Source organism: Yoonia litorea (assembly GCF_900114675.1).
GTDB classification, from domain to species: domain Bacteria; phylum Pseudomonadota; class Alphaproteobacteria; order Rhodobacterales; family Rhodobacteraceae; genus Yoonia; species Yoonia litorea.
Genome location: NZ_FOZM01000001.1, coordinates 419520 through 441954 on the forward strand (window position 1 = coordinate 419520; position 22435 = coordinate 441954).

26 protein-coding genes and 1 riboswitch are annotated in these 22435 nt (G+C 58.3%); of the genes, 17 read left to right on the forward strand and 9 right to left on the reverse strand.

Translation table 11 applies throughout. The features are described from left to right. Positions 1–36: 36 nt before the first annotated feature. From pcaD to BM316_RS02230, 4 genes are read right to left on the reverse strand one after another with little or no spacing between them, the layout of a single operon-like run. Positions 37–846, reverse strand: a complete 810-nt coding sequence (gene pcaD / locus BM316_RS02215) for a 3-oxoadipate enol-lactonase (protein WP_090203439.1) — start codon at positions 844–846, stop codon at positions 37–39. Next, complete coding sequence (locus tag BM316_RS02220) at positions 843–1817, reverse strand: threonine ammonia-lyase (RefSeq protein WP_090203442.1); 975 nt, start codon at positions 1815–1817, stop codon at positions 843–845. Before BM316_RS02220 ends, pcaD begins: the two co-directional genes overlap by 4 nt. Beyond that, positions 1814–2632, reverse strand: coding sequence for an alpha/beta fold hydrolase (locus BM316_RS02225; RefSeq protein ID WP_090203445.1), 819 nt, complete (start codon positions 2630–2632; stop codon positions 1814–1816). The genes BM316_RS02220 and BM316_RS02225 overlap by 4 nt, the downstream gene beginning before the upstream one ends. Beyond that, a complete protein-coding gene (locus BM316_RS02230; RefSeq protein ID WP_090207385.1) occupies positions 2632–3309 on the reverse strand; it encodes a haloacid dehalogenase type II in 678 nt (225 codons plus the stop codon). Before BM316_RS02230 ends, BM316_RS02225 begins: the two co-directional genes overlap by 1 nt. Positions 3310–3437: 128 nt before the next feature. Between BM316_RS02230 and BM316_RS02235 the strand changes: the two genes are divergently transcribed. Next, positions 3438–3872, forward strand: a complete 435-nt coding sequence (locus BM316_RS02235) for an FKBP-type peptidyl-prolyl cis-trans isomerase (RefSeq protein ID WP_090207387.1) — start codon at positions 3438–3440, stop codon at positions 3870–3872. 36 nt (positions 3873–3908) lie between these two features. Here the strand turns inward: BM316_RS02235 and BM316_RS02240 are convergent, their stop codons facing one another. Continuing rightward, positions 3909–4202 carry an HNH endonuclease gene (locus tag BM316_RS02240; protein WP_090207389.1) on the reverse strand — a complete coding sequence of 98 codons (294 nt, stop codon included), beginning with the start codon at positions 4200–4202 and terminating at the stop codon, positions 3909–3911. Between the two features lie 135 nt (positions 4203–4337). On the opposite strand from BM316_RS02240, the gene BM316_RS02245 reads away from it, so the two are divergent. Next, on the forward strand, positions 4338–4703 hold the full coding sequence (locus BM316_RS02245; protein ID WP_090203446.1) for a cupin domain-containing protein: 366 nt from the start codon (positions 4338–4340) through the stop codon (positions 4701–4703). Positions 4704–4835: 132 nt separating this feature from the next. Here BM316_RS02245 and BM316_RS02250 read toward each other — a convergent pair whose 3' ends face one another. Genes BM316_RS02250 through fabA form a run of 3 tightly spaced genes read right to left on the reverse strand, consistent with a single transcriptional unit; the run spans position 4836 to position 7401 of the window. Further along, positions 4836–5627: an enoyl-ACP reductase FabI gene (locus BM316_RS02250; protein ID WP_090203449.1), complete on the reverse strand. Its 792-nt coding sequence runs from the start codon at positions 5625–5627 to the stop codon at positions 4836–4838. A 4-nt stretch (positions 5628–5631) separates the two neighbouring features. Next, positions 5632–6861 carry a beta-ketoacyl synthase N-terminal-like domain-containing protein gene (locus BM316_RS02255; RefSeq protein ID WP_090203451.1) on the reverse strand — a complete coding sequence of 410 codons (1230 nt, stop codon included), beginning with the start codon at positions 6859–6861 and terminating at the stop codon, positions 5632–5634. A 30-nt stretch (positions 6862–6891) separates the two neighbouring features. Beyond that, entirely contained in the window at positions 6892–7401 is a 510-nt protein-coding gene (gene fabA, locus BM316_RS02260) for a bifunctional 3-hydroxydecanoyl-ACP dehydratase/trans-2-decenoyl-ACP isomerase (protein WP_090203454.1), read from the reverse strand. A gap of 150 nt (positions 7402–7551) precedes the next feature. On the opposite strand from fabA, the gene irrA reads away from it, so the two are divergent. Continuing rightward, complete coding sequence (irrA, locus tag BM316_RS02265) at positions 7552–7968, forward strand: iron response transcriptional regulator IrrA (protein WP_090203457.1); 417 nt, start codon at positions 7552–7554, stop codon at positions 7966–7968. 44 nt (positions 7969–8012) lie between these two features. Then, positions 8013–8579, forward strand: a complete 567-nt coding sequence (locus BM316_RS02270; RefSeq protein WP_090203458.1) for an REP-associated tyrosine transposase — start codon at positions 8013–8015, stop codon at positions 8577–8579. Here the strand turns inward: BM316_RS02270 and BM316_RS02275 are convergent. Then, positions 8485–9345, reverse strand: coding sequence for a hypothetical protein (locus BM316_RS02275; RefSeq protein WP_090203463.1), 861 nt, complete (start codon positions 9343–9345; stop codon positions 8485–8487). The two genes, BM316_RS02270 and BM316_RS02275, sit on opposite strands and share 95 nt — an antisense overlap. A gap of 115 nt (positions 9346–9460) precedes the next feature. Here BM316_RS02275 and miaB point away from each other — a divergent pair, with 115 nt between their 5' ends. The 13 genes from miaB to rpsA all read left to right on the forward strand — a co-directional run bounded on the left by miaB (position 9461) and on the right by rpsA (position 22399). Next, the gene (miaB, locus tag BM316_RS02280) at positions 9461–10768 is read left to right on the forward strand and encodes a tRNA (N6-isopentenyl adenosine(37)-C2)-methylthiotransferase MiaB (RefSeq protein ID WP_090203465.1); all 1308 of its coding nucleotides are present in this window, start codon (positions 9461–9463) and stop codon (positions 10766–10768) included. Between the two features lie 172 nt (positions 10769–10940). Next, positions 10941–11957: a PhoH family protein gene (locus tag BM316_RS02285; protein WP_090203468.1), complete on the forward strand. Its 1017-nt coding sequence runs from the start codon at positions 10941–10943 to the stop codon at positions 11955–11957. Positions 11958–11963: 6 nt separating this feature from the next. Continuing rightward, a complete protein-coding gene (gene ybeY, locus BM316_RS02290) occupies positions 11964–12461 on the forward strand; it encodes an rRNA maturation RNase YbeY (protein WP_090203470.1) in 498 nt (165 codons plus the stop codon). Positions 12462–12485: 24 nt separating this feature from the next. Beyond that, positions 12486–13370, forward strand: a complete 885-nt coding sequence (locus tag BM316_RS02295; RefSeq protein WP_090207391.1) for a transporter associated domain-containing protein — start codon at positions 12486–12488, stop codon at positions 13368–13370. Further along, positions 13363–14853: an apolipoprotein N-acyltransferase gene (gene lnt / locus BM316_RS02300; protein WP_090203473.1), complete on the forward strand. Its 1491-nt coding sequence runs from the start codon at positions 13363–13365 to the stop codon at positions 14851–14853. Before BM316_RS02295 ends, lnt begins: the two co-directional genes overlap by 8 nt. Before the next feature lie 32 nt (positions 14854–14885). Further along, positions 14886–14934: riboswitch (SAM-SAH riboswitch) on the forward strand. Positions 14935–14944: 10 nt separating this feature from the next. Further along, positions 14945–16126 (forward strand): methionine adenosyltransferase, encoded by a 1182-nt coding sequence (gene metK, locus BM316_RS02305; RefSeq protein WP_090203475.1) that lies wholly within the window; start codon positions 14945–14947, stop codon positions 16124–16126. 53 nt (positions 16127–16179) lie between these two features. Continuing rightward, a complete protein-coding gene (gene trmB / locus BM316_RS02310) occupies positions 16180–16893 on the forward strand; it encodes a tRNA (guanosine(46)-N7)-methyltransferase TrmB (RefSeq protein ID WP_090203478.1) in 714 nt (237 codons plus the stop codon). Positions 16894–16999: 106 nt separating this feature from the next. Next, the gene (gene aroA / locus BM316_RS02315; protein ID WP_090203480.1) at positions 17000–18352 is read left to right on the forward strand and encodes a 3-phosphoshikimate 1-carboxyvinyltransferase; all 1353 of its coding nucleotides are present in this window, start codon (positions 17000–17002) and stop codon (positions 18350–18352) included. Then, the gene (gene cmk, locus BM316_RS02320; RefSeq protein WP_090203483.1) at positions 18349–18957 is read left to right on the forward strand and encodes a (d)CMP kinase; all 609 of its coding nucleotides are present in this window, start codon (positions 18349–18351) and stop codon (positions 18955–18957) included. Before aroA ends, cmk begins: the two co-directional genes overlap by 4 nt. A gap of 46 nt (positions 18958–19003) precedes the next feature. Next, a complete protein-coding gene (locus tag BM316_RS02325; RefSeq protein ID WP_090203486.1) occupies positions 19004–19630 on the forward strand; it encodes a chloramphenicol acetyltransferase in 627 nt (208 codons plus the stop codon). Positions 19631–19672: 42 nt separating this feature from the next. Next, complete coding sequence (locus tag BM316_RS02330) at positions 19673–20020, forward strand: ArsR/SmtB family transcription factor (RefSeq protein ID WP_090203489.1); 348 nt, start codon at positions 19673–19675, stop codon at positions 20018–20020. Continuing rightward, positions 20013–20486: an SRPBCC family protein gene (locus BM316_RS02335; protein ID WP_090207394.1), complete on the forward strand. Its 474-nt coding sequence runs from the start codon at positions 20013–20015 to the stop codon at positions 20484–20486. Before BM316_RS02330 ends, BM316_RS02335 begins: the two co-directional genes overlap by 8 nt. A gap of 239 nt (positions 20487–20725) precedes the next feature. Next, entirely contained in the window at positions 20726–22399 is a 1674-nt protein-coding gene (gene rpsA / locus BM316_RS02340; RefSeq protein WP_090203492.1) for a 30S ribosomal protein S1, read from the forward strand. Positions 22400–22435 lie beyond the last annotated feature (36 nt).

Here is a 22435-nt window from a genome sequence, read left to right on the forward strand (position 1 = left end):
GCAAAGAAAGCTTCTACGTGCAATTTCCCTTGGGGCTTACGATGTTTGTCCCGCGTTGAGGTGGCCTGTGTCCGCGATAAAGCGCGACAGCAGCGCGGCATATTCGTCCGGTTTTTCGACGCAAGGGATATGTCCGACCCGTCGGATCAGGGCGAACTGCGACCCCGGGATCAGATCGACAGTCTCGCGCACCAGATCGGGTGGGGTTGAACCATCTTCGCTGCCCGCAATGCCCAACGTGGGGATGCGGAGGCCGCTGGTGGGCGTGTAGAAATCTGTCCCTGCGATCGCCGCGCAGACGCCGCAATACCCTTCTGGAGAGGTGGCTTCGAACATCGCCTTCAGGGGCGCCATCGCCGGTGTGCCGTAGAAATCGCGACCAAACCATCGCTGCATCACGGCATCCGACGCACCTGCCATACCTTGTTCGCGGATCATCGCGATCCGGTCCGTCCACATACCTTGGTTGCCGATCTTGGCGGCTGTGTTTGAAAGAACAAACGCGCGGATCATCTCGGGGCGCTTCACCGCCAGCCCTTGCGCGATCATGCCACCGACAGAAAGGCCGATAAAGAGCGCGTCGCGCACGCCAAATACCTCACAAACGGCCTCCGCGTCGCTGACAAGCTGGCCCATGGTGTAAGGGCCCTCCGGTACGTCTGAGCGTCCATGCCCTCGCAGGTCGAAGCGAATGATCCGCAGTCCCTCAGGCAGCAACGGAAGGATCGCATCCCAAACCGCAAGTGTGCTGCCGAGCGAGTTTGCAAAGATAATCACAGGACTGTCGTCAGGGCCTTCGGATTGCGCATGGATGCGCGTGCCGTCGCGGGAGATGACATCTGTCATGCCGGGAGCGTCGCCAGAGCTTTTTGAAAAACAGTCGCGTCAACATTGCCGCCGGTAGCGACCGCGATGACGGCGTCGCCTTGGAACTCCTGCGGATGAAACAGTACGGCTGCAAGGGCCGCTGCGCCACCGGGTTCAACCACGACTCGGAGACGTTCAAAGGCCAAGCCTACGGCGCGCAAAGCCTCTTCTTCGGTTACCACGATGCCAGGCCCGCAAAGGCGTTGCATCAGCGGAAAGGTGATATTGCCTGGCTGGGGTGTGATGATTGCGTCCATCAACGAGCCTGACAGGCGCTCATTGCGTTTGATTTCGCCCGCCGCCAGTGAGCGGGTGACGTCATCGAAGTTTTCAGGCTCTGCAGGCCGGACGCGCAGAGTTGGGGCCTCGGCCTCCAGCGCAAGCGCGATACCCGAAGTCAGGCCGCCACCACCGCAACAGACCACAACGTCGGCGTTTTCCACCCCAAGCGCATTCATGTCCTCTGCGATTTCAAGCCCTGTGGTGCCTTGCCCTGCGATGACCAGCGGTTCGTCGAATGGCTTGATCAGGGTAAGGCCGCGCTCGGCACTGAGCTTTGCGCCGATTTCATCCCGATCTTCCGTCGCGCGGTCATAAAGAACCACCTCTGCCCCGAGCGCGCGCGTGTTGTCAATTTTCACGTGCGGCGCATCGGCCGGCATAACGATGACCGCTGGCGCACTGTGTTCCCGCGCCGCGAGGGCCACGCCTTGGGCATGGTTGCCGCTTGAGAACGCGATGACCCCTGTTTTAAGTTCATTGTCTGACAACGAAGATACCGCAGACCAGCCACCCCGAAATTTGAACGAACCGGTATGTTGCAGGCACTCTGCCTTCACATACACCTTGCGACCGGCAATTTCGTCAAGGAATGGGGAGGTCAGGATCGGCGTGCGTCGTGCGTGCCCTTTCAAGCGTTCAGCGGCAGCGCGGATCATTTCGATGTTCATTGCATTTGCTCCAGCCAGGCATTGAGGGTCGCGATTGCGTCCGGTTCATCCAGAAAGGGGACATGCCCGCGGCCCGCGATATCGGCGCGCAACATATCGGGGCGGCGACGGGCCATCTCGTCAGCCGTTGCCTTGCTGAGCAAGTCAGAGTTTGCTCCTCGGATCAGCGCCAGTGGCAGACCGCCAAGTGCATCAAAAAGCGGCCAGAGATCCGGCGCAGGTTGAGCGCCTGCCGCCAGCACCGCATCGCGCAACTTCGGGTCATAGCGGATCACCAGCTTGCCGTCTTTCTCTTCGTAGTGCGCTTCGACTTCTTCCCGCCAGCGGGACATCGGCACGTCCTTGAAATGGCTCCACAGCTTCGCGCGTGCTTCGGCTGCCTCCTCATACGTCTTTTGCGCAGGATTGCGTCCGATGTAGTCCTTGATCACGTCGAGGCCGCGATCTTCGATCACCGGCCCGATGTCATTGAGTGCGACACCGGTCAAACGATCCTTCACTGTCGCCGCAAGCACCATCGCAATCAGACCCCCGCGTGAGGTGCCAAGGATTGCGGCCTTCTCAAACCCCAGATGATCCATCAGCGCCACAACATCCGCTGCCTCTTGCGGGATCGTATAGGTTGCGGGATCGGCCCATTCAGACCGCCCACGCCCCCGGTAGTCTGGCCGGATCAGCCGCACAGGCAGATGTGGCGCGACATGATCAAAGTCCGCTCGGTTGCGGGTCAACCCTGCCAGGGCAATCACTGGAAGACCGTCGCCCTCGTCGCTGTAGTAGAGCTTTGTGCTGTCATTGGCCGTGTATTGCGGCATCAGGTGATCTCCGGAATTGTGGTCAGGTCTTGCAGGATATGGTGAGGGCGGGCGTAGAGCCTGTCCACAGGATCGCCCGCGTGGTTCACCCAAGCCGTATGAAAGCCGTAGCCTGACGCGCCAGCGATGTCCCAGCCGTTGGATGAGACAAAGAGGACCTCATCCCGGGCGCAGCCGAAGCGGTTTTGCACCATATCATAAACCTGCGCGTGAGGTTTGAAGACACCGATGGTCTCAACACTGAGCACCGCGTCTAACTGTTCGCTTATTCCTGCTGACTGAACCGCTGCCTCCAGCATGGCAGGCGACCCGTTAGACAGGATTGCCGTCTGCTTGCCGGAGGCCTTGAGCGCCGCCAGCATGGCAGGCACTTCCGCGTAGGCAGCCAGTTCCCAATAAAGCTCAAGCAAGCGTTCGCGGGTCGCGGGGTCATCCAGTCCTTGTGCTTCAAGCGCCCAGTCCAGACCGTCCTCGGTCACTGTCCAGAAATCGCAGTGACGGTTCGCCACGGCACGCAGCCATGTGTATTCCAACTGCTTGCGCCGCCAGTCAAACGCGAGCTTGGGCCAGACCGCCTGCAATGCTGCGTGGTCCGGTTCGGCAGCAGCGGCCTCGGCAGCGGCGTTCACATCGAACAAAGTGCCGTAGGCATCAAAGACATAAGTGGTGAAAGTCATCGTTCCCCCTTGCTTCGCGAGCATGGTGTCACGCGCGTTGGACGACGAAAAGAGGCAATCGGTTTGCAACTTTGGTGCAGGACCAATAGGGTCCGCCCCTCATGCCACGACAAAGGAAAGCAGAAAAAATGACACAAGCCAAAGCAGGCGACACCGTACGGATCCACTACACGGGCACACTCGACAACGGCGACCAGTTCGACAGCTCCGCAGGACGTGACCCGCTGGAGTTCGTGGTTGGCTCGGGTCAGATCATTCCCGGCCTCGACGCCGCCATTCCCGGCATGGCCGTCGGTGACAAGAAAGACGTCAACGTGCCAGCCGCCCAAGCCTATGGCGAGCACAACCCTGACAACCAGCAGGCTGTGCCGCGCGAACAGATCCCTGCGGAGATTCCGCTTGAGGTCGGCACACAGCTACAGATGCAGACACCACAGGGTCAGGTGATCCCTGTTGTTGTGGCCGATGTGACAGAGAGCGAAGTCACGCTCGACGCCAACCACCCGTTGGCAGGCAAGGATTTGAATTTCGCCATCGAGATGATGGAGATCAAGGCCGCCTGATCAACCTGATGAACGAACGACCGAAGGGGGAGCGTGTCACGAGCGTTTCCGCTTCGGGACGCGGCTCATGAAGTCGGGCGGACGCTTGGCGACCCAAGCAAAGAATTTGGCCAACCTGGGATGGGCGCGCAACGCGTCCGTACTGGCATAGTCGCGGGCCAGCTCTGCCTCCGACAGGGTCGCGTGAATTTCCTTATGACAGATGTGGTGGACGAGGATCGTCGGACCACCCTTCCCACCTTTCAGCTTTGGGATCAGATGATGCTGGCTCTGCGGCACATCCGGCGGGATCGGGCGGAGGCAAAGCGGGCATATGGGGTCGGTTGGCATGAGGGGAAGGTAGGGTGACAGGGGAGGGGTGTCGAGGAGGACAGCGGCAGCTCTGAGCCCAGACTTGCGCTTTTCTGCATCGCGGCCCATAGTCCGCTATCGGTAGTTGGCTGGCCATGTGGAAGGGGCACCACGGTGAAATTCAAAAAGTTGTATTCGGATCCCCAAGGTGAAAGCCATTGGTCAGACATCGAAGTTGAACTCGAGGAACAAACGTTCGCGCCACCAGCGAAAGCAATCGAGATTTCAAAGCCAGAGGCCGTCACGCAAACCATGTTCTTGAGGCTCAAAAAGGGCTGGGATGAACCAATTCATCCTACGCCTGTCGCTCAAAAGCTCATTTGTCTTTCTGGTTCGGTACGTGTGACTGCGAGCGATGGAGACTTCAGGGATATTGGACCGGGCGATGTCTGGCATATGGAAGACAAGCACGGCAAGGGTCACCATACCGTTGTAACAAGCGACGAAGACTTTCTTTCCGTGATCGTCCAGTACGAGTAACAGAGATCGCACTCGCCTCCATGGTAAAGCTGAAGTTCAACATCGCCCTGCACAGGTCCGCTCTGTCCGCAAAGCAGTCATCCCCAACAAACCCTTGCGGCAACGCGGGCACTCCCGGCGGGGAAGGTCTGTCTAGCCCAGATTCTCGATCTGCGGCAGGCCCAGCACGTGGTATCCGCCATCCACGCGGATAATCTCGCCTGTCGTAAAGGCCCCCGCATCCGATGCCAGATAGACCGCGGTGCCGCCCACGGCCTCAAGTGTTGCATTGCTACGCAGCGGGGCGTTTTGTTCAGTATGCCGATACGTGCGGCGTGCGCCGCCGATGGCCGCTCCGGCTAGCGTTTTCATTGGACCCGGGCTGACCGCGTTGACGCGGATGCCCTGCGGGCCGAGGTCGTTGGCGAGGTAGCGTGTCGCTGACTCAAGTGCTGCTTTGGCAACGCCCATGACGTTGTAGTAAGGGGTCACGCGGTTCGAGCCTTGGTAGGTCACCGTGATCAGCGACCCGCCATCGGGCATCATTTCCGACGCGCGTTTGGCGACATCGATGAAGGAATAACACGAGATCACCAGCGAGTTTTCGAAGTTCCCGCGTGACGTGTCGATGATCCGGCCCGTCAATTCGTTCTTGTCAGAATAGGCGATGGCGTGGACAAGGAAATCCATCGTGCCCCAGCGCTCTTTCAGCGTGGCAAAGGCTGCGTCCATGCTGGCCGTATCTGTGACGTCCACATCGACCATGATGTCTGAGCCGACCGATTGCGCGAGTGGCTCAAGCCGCTTGCCGAAAGCCTCCCCCTGATAGGTGAAAGCCAGTTCGGCACCTGCTTCGGCCAACGCCTTGGCGATCCCCCAGGCGATCGAGCGTTCATTCGCGACGCCCATAACGAGACCGCGTTTGCCTTGCATCGAATGTGTCATCGCATCAGTCCTTGAACTTGGACAGCAGCATCGAACCGTTCGTGCCACCGAACCCGAAAGAGTTGGTCATCACTGTATCAAGGCCTGCGTTCTCGACCAAGCTGGTCGCGATCTCGTCAGCATTCAGCGCCTGATCGAGTGTTTCGACGTTGATCGATGGCGCGATGAAGTCATGCTCAAGCATCAGCAGGCAGTAGACGGCTTCCTGTGCTCCTGTCGCCCCCTGACTGTGACCTGTCATGGATTTGGTCGAACTGATCGGCGGGGTAGAGCCTTCACCAAAGACGCGGCGCACAGCCTGAACCTCGCCCACGTCGCCCACTGGTGTGGAAGTGCCGTGTGCGTTGATGTAGCTGACGCTGCGGCCTTCTGGCAGCGTTTTTAGCGCGCCGCGCATCGCCCGCTCGCCGCCTTCGCCGGATGGGGCGACCATGTCGGCCCCGTCGGATGTGGCAGAGAAGCCCGTGACTTCGGCATAGATCTTGGCACCCCGCGCCTGTGCGCTTTCAAGGCTTTCCAGCACGACCATCGCACCGCCGCCTGCGATCACGAAACCGTCGCGGCCAGCGTCGAATGCACGGCTGGCACGCTCTGGCGTGTCGTTATACTTCGACGACATCGCGCCCATCGCGTCAAAGAGGCACGACAGCGTCCAGTCGAGTTCTTCGCCACCACCGGCAAACATGATGTCCTGCTGACCCAGTGCGATCTGCTGGGCGGCCATGCCGATGCAGTGCAGCGAGGTCGAGCAGGCCGATGTAATCGAAAAGTTCATACCCTTGATCTGGTATGCGGTCGCAAGGTTCGCGCTGACCGTCGAGGACATACACTTTGGTACCGCAAATGGACCGATCCGTTTGGTGGCACCGGTGTTCTTGACGACTTCATGCGCCGCCAGCATCGCTGAGGTCGATGGACCGCCAGATCCTGCAATCACGCCTGTCATCGGGTTAACGACTTGCTCTTCTGACAGCCCTGCGTCGGCAATTGCCTGACCCATCGCGATATGGGCGTAAGCGGCACCTGGCCCCATGAACCGTAATGTGCGTTTGTCGACGTGCTCGGTGACGTCGATCTTCAGGGTGCCAGCGACCTGAGAGCGAAACCCGTGTTCCGCCATTTCCGGACTGGCTTCGATCCCTGACTTGCCAGCTTTCAGCGCGGCAGTAACCTCTTCGGCATTGTTGCCGATAGGCGAAACGATCCCGAGACCTGTGACAACGACACGGCGCATGAACACCCTCCCTCTTAATTCTTTGTTGGATCAGCTCTCGGAGAGCGCGACCTTCATGTCGGTGACCTGATAAATCACCTCACCGTCTGCCTCAACAATCCCGTTGGCCACACCCATGGTCAGGCGGCGTGTCTGGATTGCTTTGGTGAAGTCGACTTTATAGGTGAGCATCTTTCGGTCAGGACGCACCATACCTGTCAGTTTCACCTCGCCCACGCCCAAGGCATAGCCGCGTCCCTGCCATCCGCGCCAGCCGAGGTTGAAACCTGTCAACTGCCACAAGCCATCAAGGCCAAGGCACCCAGGCATGATCGGGTTGCCGGGAAAATGACATTCAAAGAACCACAGGTCCGGTGTGATATCGAATTCCGCCACCACATGACCCTTGCCGTGCGCGCCACCATCGCCGGAGATATCCGTGATGCGGTCCATCATCAGCATCGGTGGTGCTGGCAATTGCGCGTTTCCGGGGCCGAAAAGTTCGCCGCGTGCGCATTTCAGCAGGTCGTCTTTGTCAAAACTTGTGGGGAAATCCGCCATGTAATCCGGTCTCGTCCTTGTTGGCTACGTCTGACGACCTCTATCACTCAGGAGTTTGAAAGGGCAAGGCAGCAGTTTTCCGAGTGTTTTTGTTTGAACATGGACGCAAACTGACCATATATTGAGAATAGTTATCAAAAAGAGCGACCCATGACCGATATTGCGACAGAGCGGAGTGCCAATTGGTTGGCCGGAGCAGGGCTGCGTCCGACGCGGCAGCGCATGACACTTGCCAGTCTGCTGGTTGGTGACGGTCAGGACAGACACGTCACGGCCGAAAGCCTTTTTGAAGCGGCATCGAATTCTGATGAGAAAGTGTCTCTGGCCACAGTCTACAATACCTTGCGTGCATTCTGTGACGCCGGGCTGATGCGTGAGATCACAGTCGATGGATCGAAAAGCTATTTCGATACGAATATGACCGATCACCCGCACTTCTACTGGGAAGATACCGCAAAGCTGACCGATGCGCCTGCTGAGCAGTTGGAAATCAAACATCTGCCAGATGCACCCGAGGGTGCCGAGATCGCGTCAGTCGACGTGGTGATCCGCCTGCGGCGGAAGTAGCGCGCCTCAATAATTCATTAACCAAACAGGACGAGGCTGGCTGCATGACGCAGGAACAGCCTCTTTTTGTGCCGGGTGGTACGTATTTGTTTACCGTGCGACTGCAGGACGCCCGGGAGGATTTGCTGGTGAAGCATATCGATGTGCTGCGCGATGCGACGCGGCTTTGCCGCAAACGCTGGCCCTTTGGCATTCCAGCAGCCGTGATCTTGCCCAATCAACTACACATGATCTGGTCGCTGCCAGAAGGGGACGCCGACATCGGTAAACGCTGGCGTCTGATCAAAACCGGTTTTTCGCGCCATGTGCCTGCCCCGGACTATGTACAGCCCAGCCATGCGCGGCGCGGTGACAAGGGCATCTGGCAACGTGGTTTCTGGGAACATCTCATCCGCAATCAGCAGGATTTCGACCGCCATACCCATGTTATCAGCACGGCACCGGTGCAGGCAGGGCTGGTGAGGCGGGCAAGCGATTGGCCCTATTCATCGCTGCACCATCAACGCCGGCGGCGTGTCAGAACCATTGGCCTGGCTCCATTAGGCCCAGATCAAGCAGTTGATGTGAGGTCCAGGCAAACCGCTCTGACTGGGACCAGTGAAATGCACTGATGGCATCGCGGCTTCCGGGATTGCGCCGAAGTGCCTTTGCTGTCCGAAACGAAGGAATGGCGACAGTCAGGTTGTTATGCCAAGGACAGGCGTAGGTGTTGAACTCAGGGATGTTGAAGCTGCGGTCCGCCTGCATCTCAAGCCCCGGAACCGCCCGAATGAACGAAACACGGTCCGTGCGCTGGCGATGCGGCGGAATATGTTCCTCAAACCTCCAGCGCAAACCGCCGGCGACGGCAATCTGGCGGTCCAAAGGTTCGCCTGCGGAATCGCGAAGCGCCAGCGCGTAATAGCCCGACTTGTCAAACCAAGCATCGCCAGGATTGACTCCATCTGGATCGGCTTCAAGGTCGCGCGCATAGAGATCGATCACGTAACCCATCACACTGTCGCGCCGTTCCTCTGTCATAAAGGTCAGCATCTCGACGACATTGCGTGTCTCGCAAAAAGGGTAATGCAGGTATTCGCCATTATAGCAGTAGAACAACCACGTCCCCGGCAGGGCTTTGATGGTGCCGTTGATGATCTTCTGCAATGCGCCATCTTCCGACGTATCAAATGTGACCTGTGTCACGCCCTTGGGGGCAGCGGCAGGGTCGACGGGCTCACCCGAAAAAATGACAACATCTGTGAAACCGAGCTTGGTCAGATGCGTCACCGTGCCTGCCAACTCGACCGAGTCTTCAGCAATCACCAGCGCAACCGGTCCGCCGGACATGTGCTTGCGTGCATCAGCCAAGAAGCTTGCCAGGTTGGGAAATTGCATAGACGGAGGTCCCTCGGGTCTGAACGCGCGCAAGTTCTGCGAAATCGCATCGCATTGCAAGGCGCGACCTGACCCGCTAGAAGGCCCGAATTATCCCATCAGCACGAGCGATCCGATGTCAGCGCCCAAGAAGCTCTATATCAAGACTTATGGTTGTCAGATGAACGTCTATGACAGCGAACGCATGGCCGAAGCGCTGGGCGGCAAGGGCTATGTCGAGACCAAGACGCCTGACGATGCGGATATGATTCTGCTCAACACCTGCCACATCCGCGAAAAGGCGGCCGAGAAGGTCTATTCGGAGCTGGGCCGCTTCAAACACCTCAAGGCCGAGAAGCCGGATTTGAAGATCGGCGTGGCGGGCTGTGTCGCGCAGGCGGAAGGTGAAGAGATCATCAAACGCCAGCCGATGGTTGATCTTGTGGTGGGCCCGCAAAGCTATCACCGCTTGCCCGCGATGGAAGACGCTGTCCGCAGCGGGGCTAAGGCGCTGGACACTGATTTTCCTGAGGACGACAAATTTGACACGCTGAAGACACGTGCCAAAGGCAAGCGCGGTCCGACGGCATTCCTGACCGTCCAGGAGGGCTGCGACAAATTCTGCGCCTTCTGCGTGGTCCCCTATACACGAGGCGCCGAGGTTTCGCGCCCTGCCGACCGTGTCATCCGCGAGGCGCAGGAACTTGTTGAAGCGGGTGTGAAAGAAATCACGCTTCTGGGTCAGAATGTGAATGCCTATCACGGGCACGCGCGCGGTCTGGCGGGTCTGATCTGGGAGCTCGACAAGATCGACGGGCTGGAGCGCATCCGCTTTACAACCTCGCACCCCAACGACATGGACGACGCCCTGATCGAAGCCCACGGCACATGTGACAAGCTGATGCCATACCTTCATTTGCCGGTGCAGTCAGGCTCGGATCGTATTCTGAAGGCGATGAACCGTAAGCACAGCGGCGAAAGCTATATCCGCCTTATTGAACGTATCCGCGCCGCGCGGCCCGACCTGCTGCTGTCCGGTGATTTCATCGTCGGTTTCCCCGGCGAGACCGAGGAAGACTTCGAGGACACGATGAGCCTGATCCGCGAGGTCCACTATGGACAGGCTTATTCGTTCAAATATTCCACGCGTCCGGGCACACCGGCGGCGGAAAAGCCGCAACTGCCCGAAGATGTCATGAACGACCGCTTGCAGCGTCTGCAAGCTCTGTTGCGCGAGCAACAGCAACAGACACAGGCCGCAATGGTCGGCCGCGAGGTCAAAGTCCTGTTTGAAAAGGCAGGCCGTGAGACGGGCCAGATGATCGGCAAATCAGAATACCTGCATGCAGTCTATGCCGAAGCTCCCGCTGACGTGTTGGGGCAGGTGCGCGCCGTCCGCATCGTTGAGGACAGCCCGAACTCGCTCAAGGGCGTCCTGCTTTAGAGCGTGCAGCCTATCATTTTGCCAAAAATACTCCCGCCGGAGGCATCAGAGGGTGCAATCAGACCCGATTGTCGATCAAACACTGCGAATTTACGAGGAACCGCGCGTGATGCCTTGCGCGTTGCGGTCTGACCCGCCACGATAGCTATATATAGACTCAAAGGAGAGCTGATTGGCTTTAGGTGAACTCACCCCGACCTCCGAGACGCTGGCAGAAACGCTGCTGGAGTTTCCTGACAACTTCCTGCTGATCGACCTTTGCGGCGAATATGACCGCAACCTTACCACCATCGAAAATGCCTTGGGCGTCCAGATTGTCCGGCGCGGCAATCATCTTGCCGTGCATGGCGACGAAGACTCCCGCAAGGATGCTGAAAATGTGCTTCGTGCGTTGTATCAACGCCTTGAAGCGGGGCGGTCGCTTGAACCGGGTGATCTGGATCGCGAATTGCGGATGGGACCTGAAGAGGTGCGCGACGGCGCGCGCGACGGCGATCAGATTGAACTCTTCAAAGGCGAAACCGCACGGGTTGAAATCAAGACCCGCAAGAAGCTTATCGAGCCCCGCACGGATGCGCAAAAAGCCTACGTGAAAGCGCTCTTTGAGAACGAATTGGCGTTTGGCATCGGGCCGGCGGGCACAGGCAAGACCTATCTGGCGGTAGCCGTCGGCGTGAACATGCTGATCAGCGGCCATGTGGACAAGATCATCCTCTCGCGGCCAGCCGTGGAAGCGGGCGAGAAACTTGGCTATTTGCCAGGCGATATGAAAGATAAAGTCGATCCTTACATGCAACCGCTCTATGATGCGTTGAACGATTTCCTGCCTGGCAAGCAATCAGCGAAGATGATCGAAGAAAAGGTGATCGAGATTGCACCGCTTGCCTTTATGCGCGGGCGCACCTTGTCGAACGCATTTGTTGTGCTGGATGAGGCGCAAAACGCCACAACGATGCAGATGAAGATGTTTCTGACCCGTCTGGGCGAAGGTTCGCGCATGGTGATCACAGGCGACCGCACTCAAATTGACTTGCCACGTGGTGTCAGTTCGGGGCTTTGGGATGCGGAGCGGTTGCTGAAAGGTATTCCCAAGATCAGCTTCAATTACTTCACGGCCAAAGATGTGGTGCGCCATCCACTGGTTGCCGCGATCATCGAGGCCTACGACAAGGATCAGGAAGCCTCCTGATATCGCATGGCGGTTGATTGCATCATCGAAGATGACCGTTGGGCCGAGATCGAAGCCTTGGCGGAGATTGCGACCAATGCTGCGCTAGAAAGGCTGGGGCTCGAACCTTCGGTTTTTGAAATCAGTGTCTTGGCTTGTGACGACGCACGAATCACGGCACTGAATGGCGATTTCAGGGACAAGCCGACATCAACAAACGTGTTGAGTTGGCCTTCGCAAGAGCGCGGTGCGGTTGTTGCTGGCGAAATGCCAATCTTGCCCCAAGTCGGCCCAGATAGTGAATTGGGTGATATCGCCATCGCATATGACACTTGCGCGCGTGAGGCAGTCGCCGCCGGCAAGTCGATGCGGCAGCATACCGTCCACCTTCTGGTGCATGGCACATTGCATCTTTTGGGCTTTGACCACATCCGTGATGAAGATGCCGCGCTCATGGAAGGCTTGGAGACAGAAATTCTTGGCAAATTAGGAATTCCTGACCCATATATGGATGAAACGGGCTGAATGGCTCTCTCAGGTAAGGACACAATGGGCGACAACGGCGAAGGTCCATCTAGCGCAGCGCAAAGCGCGCCTCAGGACGAAACGGAAGGGTCACCGGGAATTTGGACCCGATTGCGGCAGGCCATGAGCCCTGCGCAAGAAACAGAGACGGATGAAAAAGCGCCGCATGAAAACCCTCGTGCATCGGGGTCCGTGTTGGGAATGCTCAACTTGCGCCGGATGCGGGTCGAAGATGTATCGATCCCGAAACCTGACATTGTTGCAGTACCGGTTTCGATTACAAAGGATGAGCTGGTTGAGGTCTTTCGCGAAAGCGGTCTGACGCGTGTGCCGGTTTATGATGGCACCCTCGATACGCCGATCGGGGCCGCAAACCTGAAGGATTTTGCGCTCAAACACGGATTTAACGGTGATACACCGCTTGACCTGCGCGAGATGGTGCGCCCCTTGATCTACGTCCCACCATCAATGCCGCTGGGTGTCCTGCTACAAAAGATGCAAGCTGAGCGTATCCATATGGCGCTGGTAATTGACGAATATGGTGGGACAGATGGCCTTGTGACGATTGAGGATGTCATTGAACAGGTCGTCGGCGAAATCGAAGACGAACATGACATTGAGGAAGCTAAAAGCTGGGTGATGGAAAAGCCTGGCTGTTATCTGGCTCAGGCACGGACCGATCTGGAGGATTTCGAAGCCGAAATTGGCATGGCACTCACCGACCATGACGAAATCGACGAGGAAGAAATTGATACCCTCGGTGGGCTTGTCACTATGCTGGCCGGTCATCTGCCTGCACGCGGAGAGGTGATCGTCCATCCTGATGGCCCCGAGTTTGAAGTCGTTGACGCCGATCCGCGTCGCGTGAAACGGCTGCGCGTCAGGATCGCTTCCAAAACGAATGGCTGACATCAAGGCATGGTATGAAGCGCGCGGCACTGCTGCGCGTCTGGTTTTGATTGCTGCCTTGGGCGCAATTGCCGGGACAGGGCAAGCGCCGACCGATTTCTGGCCATTGTCCATCACCGCAATCGCGATCCTGTTCCTGATTTGGTCGGATTCATGGACGCCACGAAAGGCCGGGCTGATGATCTGGCTGTTCGGTATTGGCTACTTTGCCGTTTCGCTGCGCTGGATCGTCGAGCCCTTTTTGGTCGATGTCACGCGACATGGCTGGATGGCACCTTTTGCGATGGTCTTGATGGCGGCAGGCGCTGGGCTATTCTGGGCGCTCGCCGGATGGTTGGCGGCGTGGTTGCGCGGCGGTGTTTTCGGACTGGCGCTTGGATTGGTGTTTGCCGAATTCGCGCGCGCCTACGTGTTGACGGGTTTTCCTTGGGCACTTCTGGGTCATATCTGGATCGACACGCCTCTGGCGCAAGTTGCAAGCCTCGGTGGCCCTCACCTCCTGACGTTGCTCACCGTGACAGCGGCAATGGCGGTCGCCTCATTGATCGGCCGTTGGCGCTTGGTTGGCTTGGTCTGGATCGGGCTGTTGATCGCCATTGCCTTTGTGCTGCGGCCGCCGCCACTTTCGCAAACCGACGGTCCACTGGTGCGGCTGGTCCAGCCCAACGCGCCGCAATCGCAAAAGTGGGATCCGGCCTATCGCGATGTTTTTTTGAACCGGCTGATGAGACTGACCTCCGAAGGGGATAGACCCGACCTTGTTGTCTGGCCTGAAACGGCTGTGCCTTATCTGCTTAATCAACTGGACGAAGAGCTCATGCTGTTTTCGGACGCTGCAAGAGGCGCGCCATTGGTCTTTGGCATCCAGCGCTATGATGAGGATTTCCGATACTACAACAGCCTCGTGGTGATGGGGCAGGGGGGCGTGGTCACGAGCATATACGACAAACAGCATCTGGTGCCCTTCGGTGAATATATTCCCGGGGCGCGGCTGCTCAGTGATATCGGCATGCCGGGACTCGCGGGCAATCTTGGTCTTGGATTCACGCCCGGCAGCACGCCGGGGCCTGTGATGTTGCCCGGGATCGGGCCCGCCATTCCGCTCATCTGTTACGAAGGGATTTTTGCGGAAGAGATTACTTCAGGCGCGACGCGCCCACGTCTGCTCTTGCTGATTACAAACGACGCATGGTTTGGCGATGCGGCTGGTCCATCCCAGCATCTCGCGCAGGCCCGTTTGCGCGCCATTGAGCAAGGGCTGCCGATGGTACGGGTTGCCAATACCGGTATCAGCGCGATGATTGATCCTTATGGTCGTGTGGTCGCTCAGCTTCCGCTTGGCGTTGAGGGTGCGATTAATGCGCCATTGCCGGCCGCGCGCGAGGCGACACCTTACAGCAGGTTCTCTGATCTACCGGCGATCGTTCTTTTGTCGATTCTGCTGCTCGGTGCATTTGTGACCGGGCGTCGCGAATACGATTGACCTTCGGAGGTGCGGCCCATATTGCGAGGGGACTGCTGTCACAACGGCTTCCTGACGTGGCAGCGAATTTCTATCGGAGCAAGACACCCCTATGACGCGGCAAAACTACATTTTCACCTCGGAATCCGTTTCCGAGGGTCACCCTGATAAGGTTTGTGACCGAATCTCGGACGCAATTCTCGACGCATTCCTCAGCGAAGAACCAGAAGCAAGGGTCGCTTGCGAAACCTTCGCCACGACCAATCGGGTTGTCATCGGTGGTGAGGTCGGTTTGTCCGACAAGGGAAAACTCGCCGATTACATGGGCCGCGTCGAAGATATCGCGCGGGCCTGCATTCAGGACATTGGCTATGAGCAGGATGAATTCCATCACGCCACCTGCGAAATCACCAACCTGCTGCATCAGCAGTCTGCCCATATCGCGCAAGGCGTTGATGCCGCCGAAGGCAAAGACGAAGGTGCCGGTGACCAGGGGATCATGTTCGGCTATGCCACGAATGAGACCGAAGCCCTTATGCCTGCGCCGATCCAGTATGCGCACGCAATCCTGCGTCGTTTGGCCAAGGCGCGTAAATCCGGCGCTGAACCAAGCCTGCGACCTGACGCAAAGAGCCAGATTTCCTTGCGCTACGAAAACGGACAACCTGTCGAAGCGACATCAATCGTGCTTTCCACGCAGCACGCGGATGAAAGCCAGACCAGCGCTGATATCCGTGCCATCGTCGAGCCCTATATTCTTGAGGTGCTGCCAGAGGGCCTGATCACGCAAAACACGGAATGGTGGGTCAATCCAACCGGGACGTTTGTAATTGGCGGCCCTGACGGGGATGCCGGCCTGACAGGCCGCAAGATTATCGTCGATACATACGGCGGTGCCGCGCCACATGGTGGGGGCGCATTCTCCGGGAAGGACCCGACCAAGGTTGACCGGTCGGCGGCCTATGCAGCCCGCTATCTGGCCAAGAATGTGGTTGCCGCCGGGATGGCTGAGAGATGCACTATCCAGCTTTCTTACGCGATCGGTGTGGCGAAACCGCTTTCGATCTATGCTGATACGCACGGCACGGGTGACGTTGATCCCGCAGCGATCGAAAAGGCAATTGCGCGGGTCATGGATCTGACGCCGCGCGGCATCCGACAGCATCTGCAGTTGAACAAGCCTATTTATCAGCGCACGGCAGCCTACGGACATTTTGGCCGTGCACCTGACGCAGATGGCGGGTTTTCTTGGGAGAGAACCGACCTCGTCGATGCGCTCGCAAAAGAGGTCTAGATCACGATGCGCGTGCATTGCCTGCACGCGCGCCACTTGCTAAAGCCGCGCGCATGAGCAAAGACAATCACCCATCGGGCGCGCCATGGCGCAATTTTTACGGCCGTTTTCGTGGCAAAACGATCCGGTCTGCCCAACAGGAATACCTTGATGAGGATCTGGCAGACCTCTCGCCTGGTCCTGTGTCTTGGGAAGAAAATCCTGACCGCAACCCGCTTGATCTGGACGCTCTCTTTGGCGGCAAAGAAGTCTGGCTCGAAATTGGCTTTGGCGGGGGTGAGCATCTGATCCATATGGCCCAGACCTATCCGAGGATCGGTTTGATTGGCTGTGAGCCCTATATCAACGGCGTGGCCATGCTCCTGGGAAAGATCCGCAAGGCAGAAGTCGAGAATCTCGCGGTCCATCCCGGTGATGCCCGCGATCTTTTTGATGTGCTGCCAGCGGAAAGCATCGCAAAGGTATTTCTCAACTACCCCGACCCCTGGCCCAAAAAGCGCCATCACCGTCGGCGCTTTGTGACGCCCGAGCATCTGGAGCCGCTCCATCGCGTGATGAAGCAAGGTGCGGAGTTGCGGGTGGCCACCGATATCCCCGATTACGTCCGCCAGACGCTCGAGCAGGTGCCGCGTCACGGGTTTGAATGGTTGGCTGAAACGCCGAGGGATTGGCGCGAGCCTTGGCGCGACTGGATTTCGACGCGCTATGAGCAGAAGGCGCTTCGGGAAGGCCGTACGCCGCATTATCTGACGTTCCGCAGGGTGTGACTGCCGGAGCCTCCGGCGGGAGTTTTTTGGCCAAGATGAAGGCGGAGCGATGGACCCCGCTTTTGTCCTGCGCTAACAGCTTGGCAAGAGTAAGAGGAAGCGCCCAATGTCCGGTCACGGCACCCCGATCCCAATGACATCCCGCCCGTGTGGTCCATTGAAGGGCACAGCCCATGTGCCGGGTGACAAGTCGATCTCGCATCGCTCGCTGATCCTTGGCGCCATGGCGGTCGGTGAAACCCACATCACCGGGTTGCTGGAAGGCGAGGATGTGCTGGACACAGCGAAGGCCATGCAGGCTTTTGGGGCGATCGTGACGAACCATGGCGGCGGAGAATGGACGGTCTCGGGCGTGGGTGTGGGCGGATTTGCCGAGCCGGAGAACGTGATTGACTGCGGCAATTCCGGGACGGGTGTGCGCCTGATTATGGGGGCGATGGCGACCTCGCCAATCACGGTGACGTTTACAGGCGATGCTTCGCTCAATGGTCGTCCCATGGGGCGCGTGACCGATCCGCTGGCACTGTTCGGGACGCAGGCGGTGGGGCGCCAAGGTGGTCGTTTGCCGATGACACTCGTTGGTGCCGCCGATCCGGTTCCGGTCCGCTATACGGTTCCGGTGCCATCGGCACAGGTGAAATCGGCTGTTTTGCTTGCAGGCCTCAATGCTCCTGGCAAGACGGTTGTGATCGAGAAGGAAGCAACGCGCGATCACACCGAGCGGATGTTACAGGGCTTCGGCGCAACGCTGAGCGTTGAGGACACCGACGAGGGCCGTGTCATCACGCTGGACGGTCAGCCGGAGTTGCAGCCGCAGGCGATCGTCGTCCCGCGCGATCCTTCGTCCGCGGCATTTCCGGTGTGCGCGGCGCTGATCGTGCCGGGGTCAGATGTTCTTGTGCCCAATATCGGCCTCAACCCGACCCGTGCCGGCCTTTTCACCACGCTACGCGAGATGGGGGCTGATCTTACCTATGAGAACGCGCGCGAAGAGGGCGGTGAGCCGGTCGCCGACTTGCGCGCCAAGTTCTCGCCCAATCTCAAGGGGATCGCAGTGCCGCCCGAACGGGCTGCCAGCATGATTGACGAATATCCTGTGCTGTCGGTGGTTGCTGCCTTTGCCGAAGGTGTCACCGACATGCAGGGCGTCAAGGAACTACGCGTCAAGGAAAGCGACCGGATTGATGCGATGGCCAAGGGACTGCGGGCTGCTGGTGTGACAGTGGATGAAGGTGACGACTGGTGGAAGATCACCGGTCTTGGCCACGGCAATGTGCCCGGCGGTGTGACAGTGGCAAGCCAGCTGGATCATCGCATTGCAATGTCCTTCATGGTGATGGGTATGGCCACGCAGAAACCTGTGTCTGTAGATGACGGCAGTCCGATTGCCACCTCGTTCCCGATTTTTGAACAGCTCATGGCTGATCTGGGTGCTCAGCTCGTGCGCAAGAACACATGATCTTTACTGTTGCCATCGACGGGCCTGCCGCTGCGGGCAAGGGGACCATCTCCAAAGCGGTGGCCGCGCATTTCGGTTTTGCACACCTCGACACCGGCCTGCTTTATCGCGCTGTCGGGGCGAAGGTTCTCGCAGGGGCTGATCCGGTTGCGGCGGCTAAAGCGCTTGATCCGGTCGATCTGGAGAATGACAGCTTACGCACGCCGCAGGTCGCAGAGGCGGCAAGCGAGGTCGCTGTGATTCCTGACGTGCGAGCCGCTCTGGTCGCTTTTCAGAAAACATTTGCCCGCCGTGATGGGGGTGCCGTGCTGGACGGGCGCGACATCGGGACGGTGATCTGCCCTGATGCGGAAGTGAAGCTCTTTGTGACCGCAAGCGCGGAATGCCGTGCCGAGCGGCGCTGGCAAGAGCTGCGCGGTAGGGGGATGGCCGTTGAACTGGAAAACGTCATCGCTGATGTAAAAGCGCGGGACGAACGCGATAGCAGCCGCGCAACCGCACCGCTGGTCGCAGCAGCCGACGCGGTGGTGATTGATACCTCTGACCTGAGCATTGATCAGGCTGTCGCCGAGGCGGTTGCCGTCATTTCAGATAAAATGAAGTAACGATCACTGCTGGTAAGCGGCTCCTCGTCCTGTCATCGTTCACACCATGACAGAAGAGCTGATTGATCTCGACACCTGGCCGCGTGCAGCGCAATTTCGCTTCTTTCGGGGCTATGACCGTCCGCATTATGCCACCACCACGCGGATTGATGTCACCCATCTGATGGCGCGTAAGGCCGATGGTGTATCGCCCTATCGGGGATGCCTCTATGCGATAGGCGCCGGCCTTCATGCCGTTCCCGAACTGAAGATGCGGTTCCGCGGTGACGATGTCGTGCTGCATGAGATGATCACACTCTCGATGACTGTGCCAACGGATACGGGCAGTTTTGGCTATGGCTACGTCCCGTTCATAGAGGGTTTCGAGGCATTCGATGCCGAGGCAAAGAGGTTGATTGAAATCGTTGCCGCAGGTGGGTCGCTGGATGCAAATAGCGGTGAAAGGGATGATCTTGCCTATCTGTCCTGCATGCCATGGCTGGATTACACCGCGATCAACAATGCTCTGCCGGGGCCGGACGACTGCATTCCGCGCGTGTCCTGGGGCAAGTTTGTCGATCATGGCGGGCGCTGGGATATGGCCATGACACTTGAGGTCCATCACGCGCTTGTCGATGGCGCACAGGTGGGGGCCTATTTTGAGGCCGTGCAAGAAAGCCTCAATGCAATTTAATAAACCAGTTGATTAATTAACTTATAGGTTTATTAAAGGGTCATGGATCAGACCAGCGACCTCGACGCGGCTTTTGCTGCACTGTCACATCCGGCCCGCCGCGCAATTCTTGCGCGACTGGCGCAGGGTGAGGCGACGGTGAATGAACTGGCGGCACCGTTTGAGATGAGCTTGCCTGCCATTTCCAAACATATCCGTGTTTTGGAAGGCGCGAACCTGATCCGCCGCAGCCGCAAGGCGCAATTCCGGCCATGCCGGATCAATCCAGAGCCATTGGCGGCAATCGTTCAATGGACGCAAGAGTATCGCCACATCTGGGATGCGCGCTTTGACGCGCTCGAAGCGGCACTCAATGACATGACACCCAAAGGAGGGGATGACGATGACTGAATGGGTCAAAATCACGCGCAGCTTTGATGCGCCAATTGCGGATGTCTGGGACATGTGGACGGATCCAGCCAAGTTTCAGTCATGGTATGGGCCGATGGGTTTCTCTGTGCCTGTGGCCGAAATGGATGTGACCGTCGGCGGCACCCGTAAGATCAACATGGCCATGGAAACACCCGAGCGCAAAATGTCGATGTGGTTTACGGGGCTCTACAAGGTGGTCGATGCCCCAAATCGCCTCGTTTACACCGAGAGCATGTGCGACCCCAATGGCAACGTGATCTCGCCCAAAGACATGGGTATGCCTGAAGGAACACCGGAGGTGACCGAGGTCACGGTGGAACTGAGCGAACAGGATGGCAAAACTGTCATGGTGATGACCCATGCAGGCGTGCCCGCAGGCACACCTGGCGAGGGTGGCTGGAACATGGCATTTGATAAGCTCGGCGGGCTGTTGGGCGCTGCCTGATGCAAAGGGGAAGGGCGGTGAAAACCGCCCAAAACCCCTTGCCTTGTTGAAAAATCCCCCCTATACGCCCCCTGTCGAAGCGTCGGGACAGGCGCGGGCAGATGACTTGAGCAGGGTCGGTTTCCACCGGCCCTCTTTGTTTTCTCTCCGCAACGACGTGTTCGTCCAACTGCAATCCAAAGACCGGCGGAGACAACCGCACGGCCCGTATAAACCAAACGTTAGGAAAACGACGCCACATGGCTAACACAATGGAAGAGTTTGAAGCACTCCTGAACGAAAGCTTCGAAATGGACACACCGACTGAAGGTTCGGTTGTCAAAGGCAAGGTCATCTCGATTGAAGCAGGCCAGGCCATCATCGACGTAGGCTACAAGATGGAAGGCCGCGTTGATCTCAAAGAATTCGCAAATCCCGGTGAAGAAGCAGAACTGGCCGTTGGCGACACTGTCGAAGTGTTCCTGCGTCAGGTCGAAAATGCCCGTGGCGAAGCTGTTATCTCCCGCGAGATGGCCCGCCGTGAGGAAGCCTGGGATCGTCTGGAAAAAGCCTATGCTGACGAAGAGCGCGTTGATGGCGCTATCTTCGGCCGTGTCAAAGGTGGTTTCACTGTGGACCTCGGCGGCGCTGTTGCCTTCTTGCCGGGCTCTCAGGTTGATGTCCGCCCAGTGCGCGACGCTGGCCCTTTGATGGGTCTCAAGCAGCCATTCCAGATCCTGAAAATGGACCGTCGCCGTGGCAACATCGTGGTATCCCGCCGTGCGATCCTCGAAGAGTCCCGCGCTGAACAGCGTGCTGAAGTCATCGGCAACCTGTCCGAAGGTCAGGAAGTTGACGGCGTGGTCAAGAACATCACCGAATATGGTGCGTTCGTTGATCTGGGCGGTGTTGACGGCCTGCTGCACGTCACCGACATGGCATGGCGCCGTGTGAACCACCCATCCGAGATTCTGTCGATCGGCGAGACGATCAAGGTACAGGTCATCAAGATCAACAAAGAAACCCACCGCATCAGCCTCGGCATGAAGCAGCTGCAGGCCGATCCATGGGATGCGGTTGAATCCAAGTTCGCTCTGGGTTCCGTCCATCAGGGTCGCGTCACCAACATCACCGACTACGGTGCATTTGTTGAGTTGGAAGCCGGTGTTGAAGGTCTGGTTCACGTCTCCGAAATGTCCTGGACAAAGAAGAACGTACACCCTGGCAAGATCGTTTCGACCTCTCAGGAAGTCGAAGTTATGGTTCTGGAAATCGACTCTGCCAAGCGTCGCGTCTCCCTTGGTCTCAAGCAGACCCAGCGCAACCCATGGGAAGTCTTTGCTGAAACCCACCCTGAGGGCACAGAGGTCGAAGGCGAAGTCAAGAACATCACCGAATTCGGTCTGTTCATTGGCCTCGAAGGCGACATCGACGGCATGGTTCACCTGTCTGACCTGACATGGGAAGGCCGTGGCGAGGACGTGATCGGCGACTTCCGCAAGGGTGACGTTGTCAAAGCCAAGGTCTCTGAAGTTGACGTCGAGAAAGAGCGTATCTCGCTCTCGATCAAGGCGCTCGACGGCGACCCATTTGCAGAAGCCACTGGCGGCGTGAAGCGTGGTTCGGTCATCACTGTTGAAGTGACCAAGATCGAAGATGGCGGCATCGAAGTTGACTATGAAGGTGCAAAATCCTTCATCCGTCGCTCTGACCTGTCCCGTGACCGTGCCGAGCAGCGCCCAGAGCGCTTCCAGGTTGGTGACAAGGTCGACGTCCGTGTCACCAACATCGACAGCAAGACCCGCAAGCTGGGTCTGTCGATCAAGGCACGCGAAATCGCTGAAGAGAAAGAAGCCGTCGAGCAGTATGGCTCGTCTGACTCCGGTGCAAGCTTGGGTGATATCCTCGGCGCAGCGCTGAAGGGCGACGACTAAGTTATCGGGCCGCCTTAAAGGCCAAAAATTACGCCC

Bases quoted from the DNA above. Each gene is read 5' to 3' on its own strand.
- BM316_RS02230 (WP_090207385.1), bottom strand. From the start codon at position 3,309: ATGACTTTCACCACTTATGTCTTTGATGCCTACGGCACTTTGTTCGAT.
- cmk (WP_090203483.1), top strand. From the start codon at position 18,349: ATGATCTTTACTGTTGCCATCGACGGGCCTGCCGCTGCGGGCAAGGGG.
- BM316_RS02250 (WP_090203449.1), bottom strand. From the start codon at position 5,627: ATGACACATTCGATGCAAGGCAAACGCGGTCTCGTTATGGGCGTCGCG.
- BM316_RS02235 (WP_090207387.1), top strand. From the start codon at position 3,438: ATGACACAAGCCAAAGCAGGCGACACCGTACGGATCCACTACACGGGC.
- BM316_RS02225 (WP_090203445.1), bottom strand. From the start codon at position 2,632: ATGCCGCAATACACGGCCAATGACAGCACAAAGCTCTACTACAGCGAC.
- ybeY (WP_090203470.1), top strand. From the start codon at position 11,964: ATGGCGGTTGATTGCATCATCGAAGATGACCGTTGGGCCGAGATCGAA.
- trmB (WP_090203478.1), top strand. From the start codon at position 16,180: ATGAGCAAAGACAATCACCCATCGGGCGCGCCATGGCGCAATTTTTAC.
- aroA (WP_090203480.1), top strand. From the start codon at position 17,000: ATGTCCGGTCACGGCACCCCGATCCCAATGACATCCCGCCCGTGTGGT.
- BM316_RS02220 (WP_090203442.1), bottom strand. From the start codon at position 1,817: ATGAACATCGAAATGATCCGCGCTGCCGCTGAACGCTTGAAAGGGCAC.
- lnt (WP_090203473.1), top strand. From the start codon at position 13,363: ATGGCTGACATCAAGGCATGGTATGAAGCGCGCGGCACTGCTGCGCGT.
- BM316_RS02325 (WP_090203486.1), top strand. From the start codon at position 19,004: ATGACAGAAGAGCTGATTGATCTCGACACCTGGCCGCGTGCAGCGCAA.
- irrA (WP_090203457.1), top strand. From the start codon at position 7,552: ATGACCGATATTGCGACAGAGCGGAGTGCCAATTGGTTGGCCGGAGCA.
- fabA (WP_090203454.1), bottom strand. From the start codon at position 7,401: ATGGCGGATTTCCCCACAAGTTTTGACAAAGACGACCTGCTGAAATGC.
- miaB (WP_090203465.1), top strand. From the start codon at position 9,461: ATGTCAGCGCCCAAGAAGCTCTATATCAAGACTTATGGTTGTCAGATG.
- BM316_RS02270 (WP_090203458.1), top strand. From the start codon at position 8,013: ATGACGCAGGAACAGCCTCTTTTTGTGCCGGGTGGTACGTATTTGTTT.
- BM316_RS02275 (WP_090203463.1), bottom strand. From the start codon at position 9,345: ATGCAATTTCCCAACCTGGCAAGCTTCTTGGCTGATGCACGCAAGCAC.
- metK (WP_090203475.1), top strand. From the start codon at position 14,945: ATGACGCGGCAAAACTACATTTTCACCTCGGAATCCGTTTCCGAGGGT.
- BM316_RS02335 (WP_090207394.1), top strand. From the start codon at position 20,013: ATGACTGAATGGGTCAAAATCACGCGCAGCTTTGATGCGCCAATTGCG.
- BM316_RS02295 (WP_090207391.1), top strand. From the start codon at position 12,486: ATGGGCGACAACGGCGAAGGTCCATCTAGCGCAGCGCAAAGCGCGCCT.
- rpsA (WP_090203492.1), top strand. From the start codon at position 20,726: ATGGCTAACACAATGGAAGAGTTTGAAGCACTCCTGAACGAAAGCTTC.
- BM316_RS02255 (WP_090203451.1), bottom strand. From the start codon at position 6,861: ATGCGCCGTGTCGTTGTCACAGGTCTCGGGATCGTTTCGCCTATCGGC.
- BM316_RS02240 (WP_090207389.1), bottom strand. From the start codon at position 4,202: ATGCCAACCGACCCCATATGCCCGCTTTGCCTCCGCCCGATCCCGCCG.
- BM316_RS02330 (WP_090203489.1), top strand. From the start codon at position 19,673: ATGGATCAGACCAGCGACCTCGACGCGGCTTTTGCTGCACTGTCACAT.
- pcaD (WP_090203439.1), bottom strand. From the start codon at position 846: ATGACAGATGTCATCTCCCGCGACGGCACGCGCATCCATGCGCAATCC.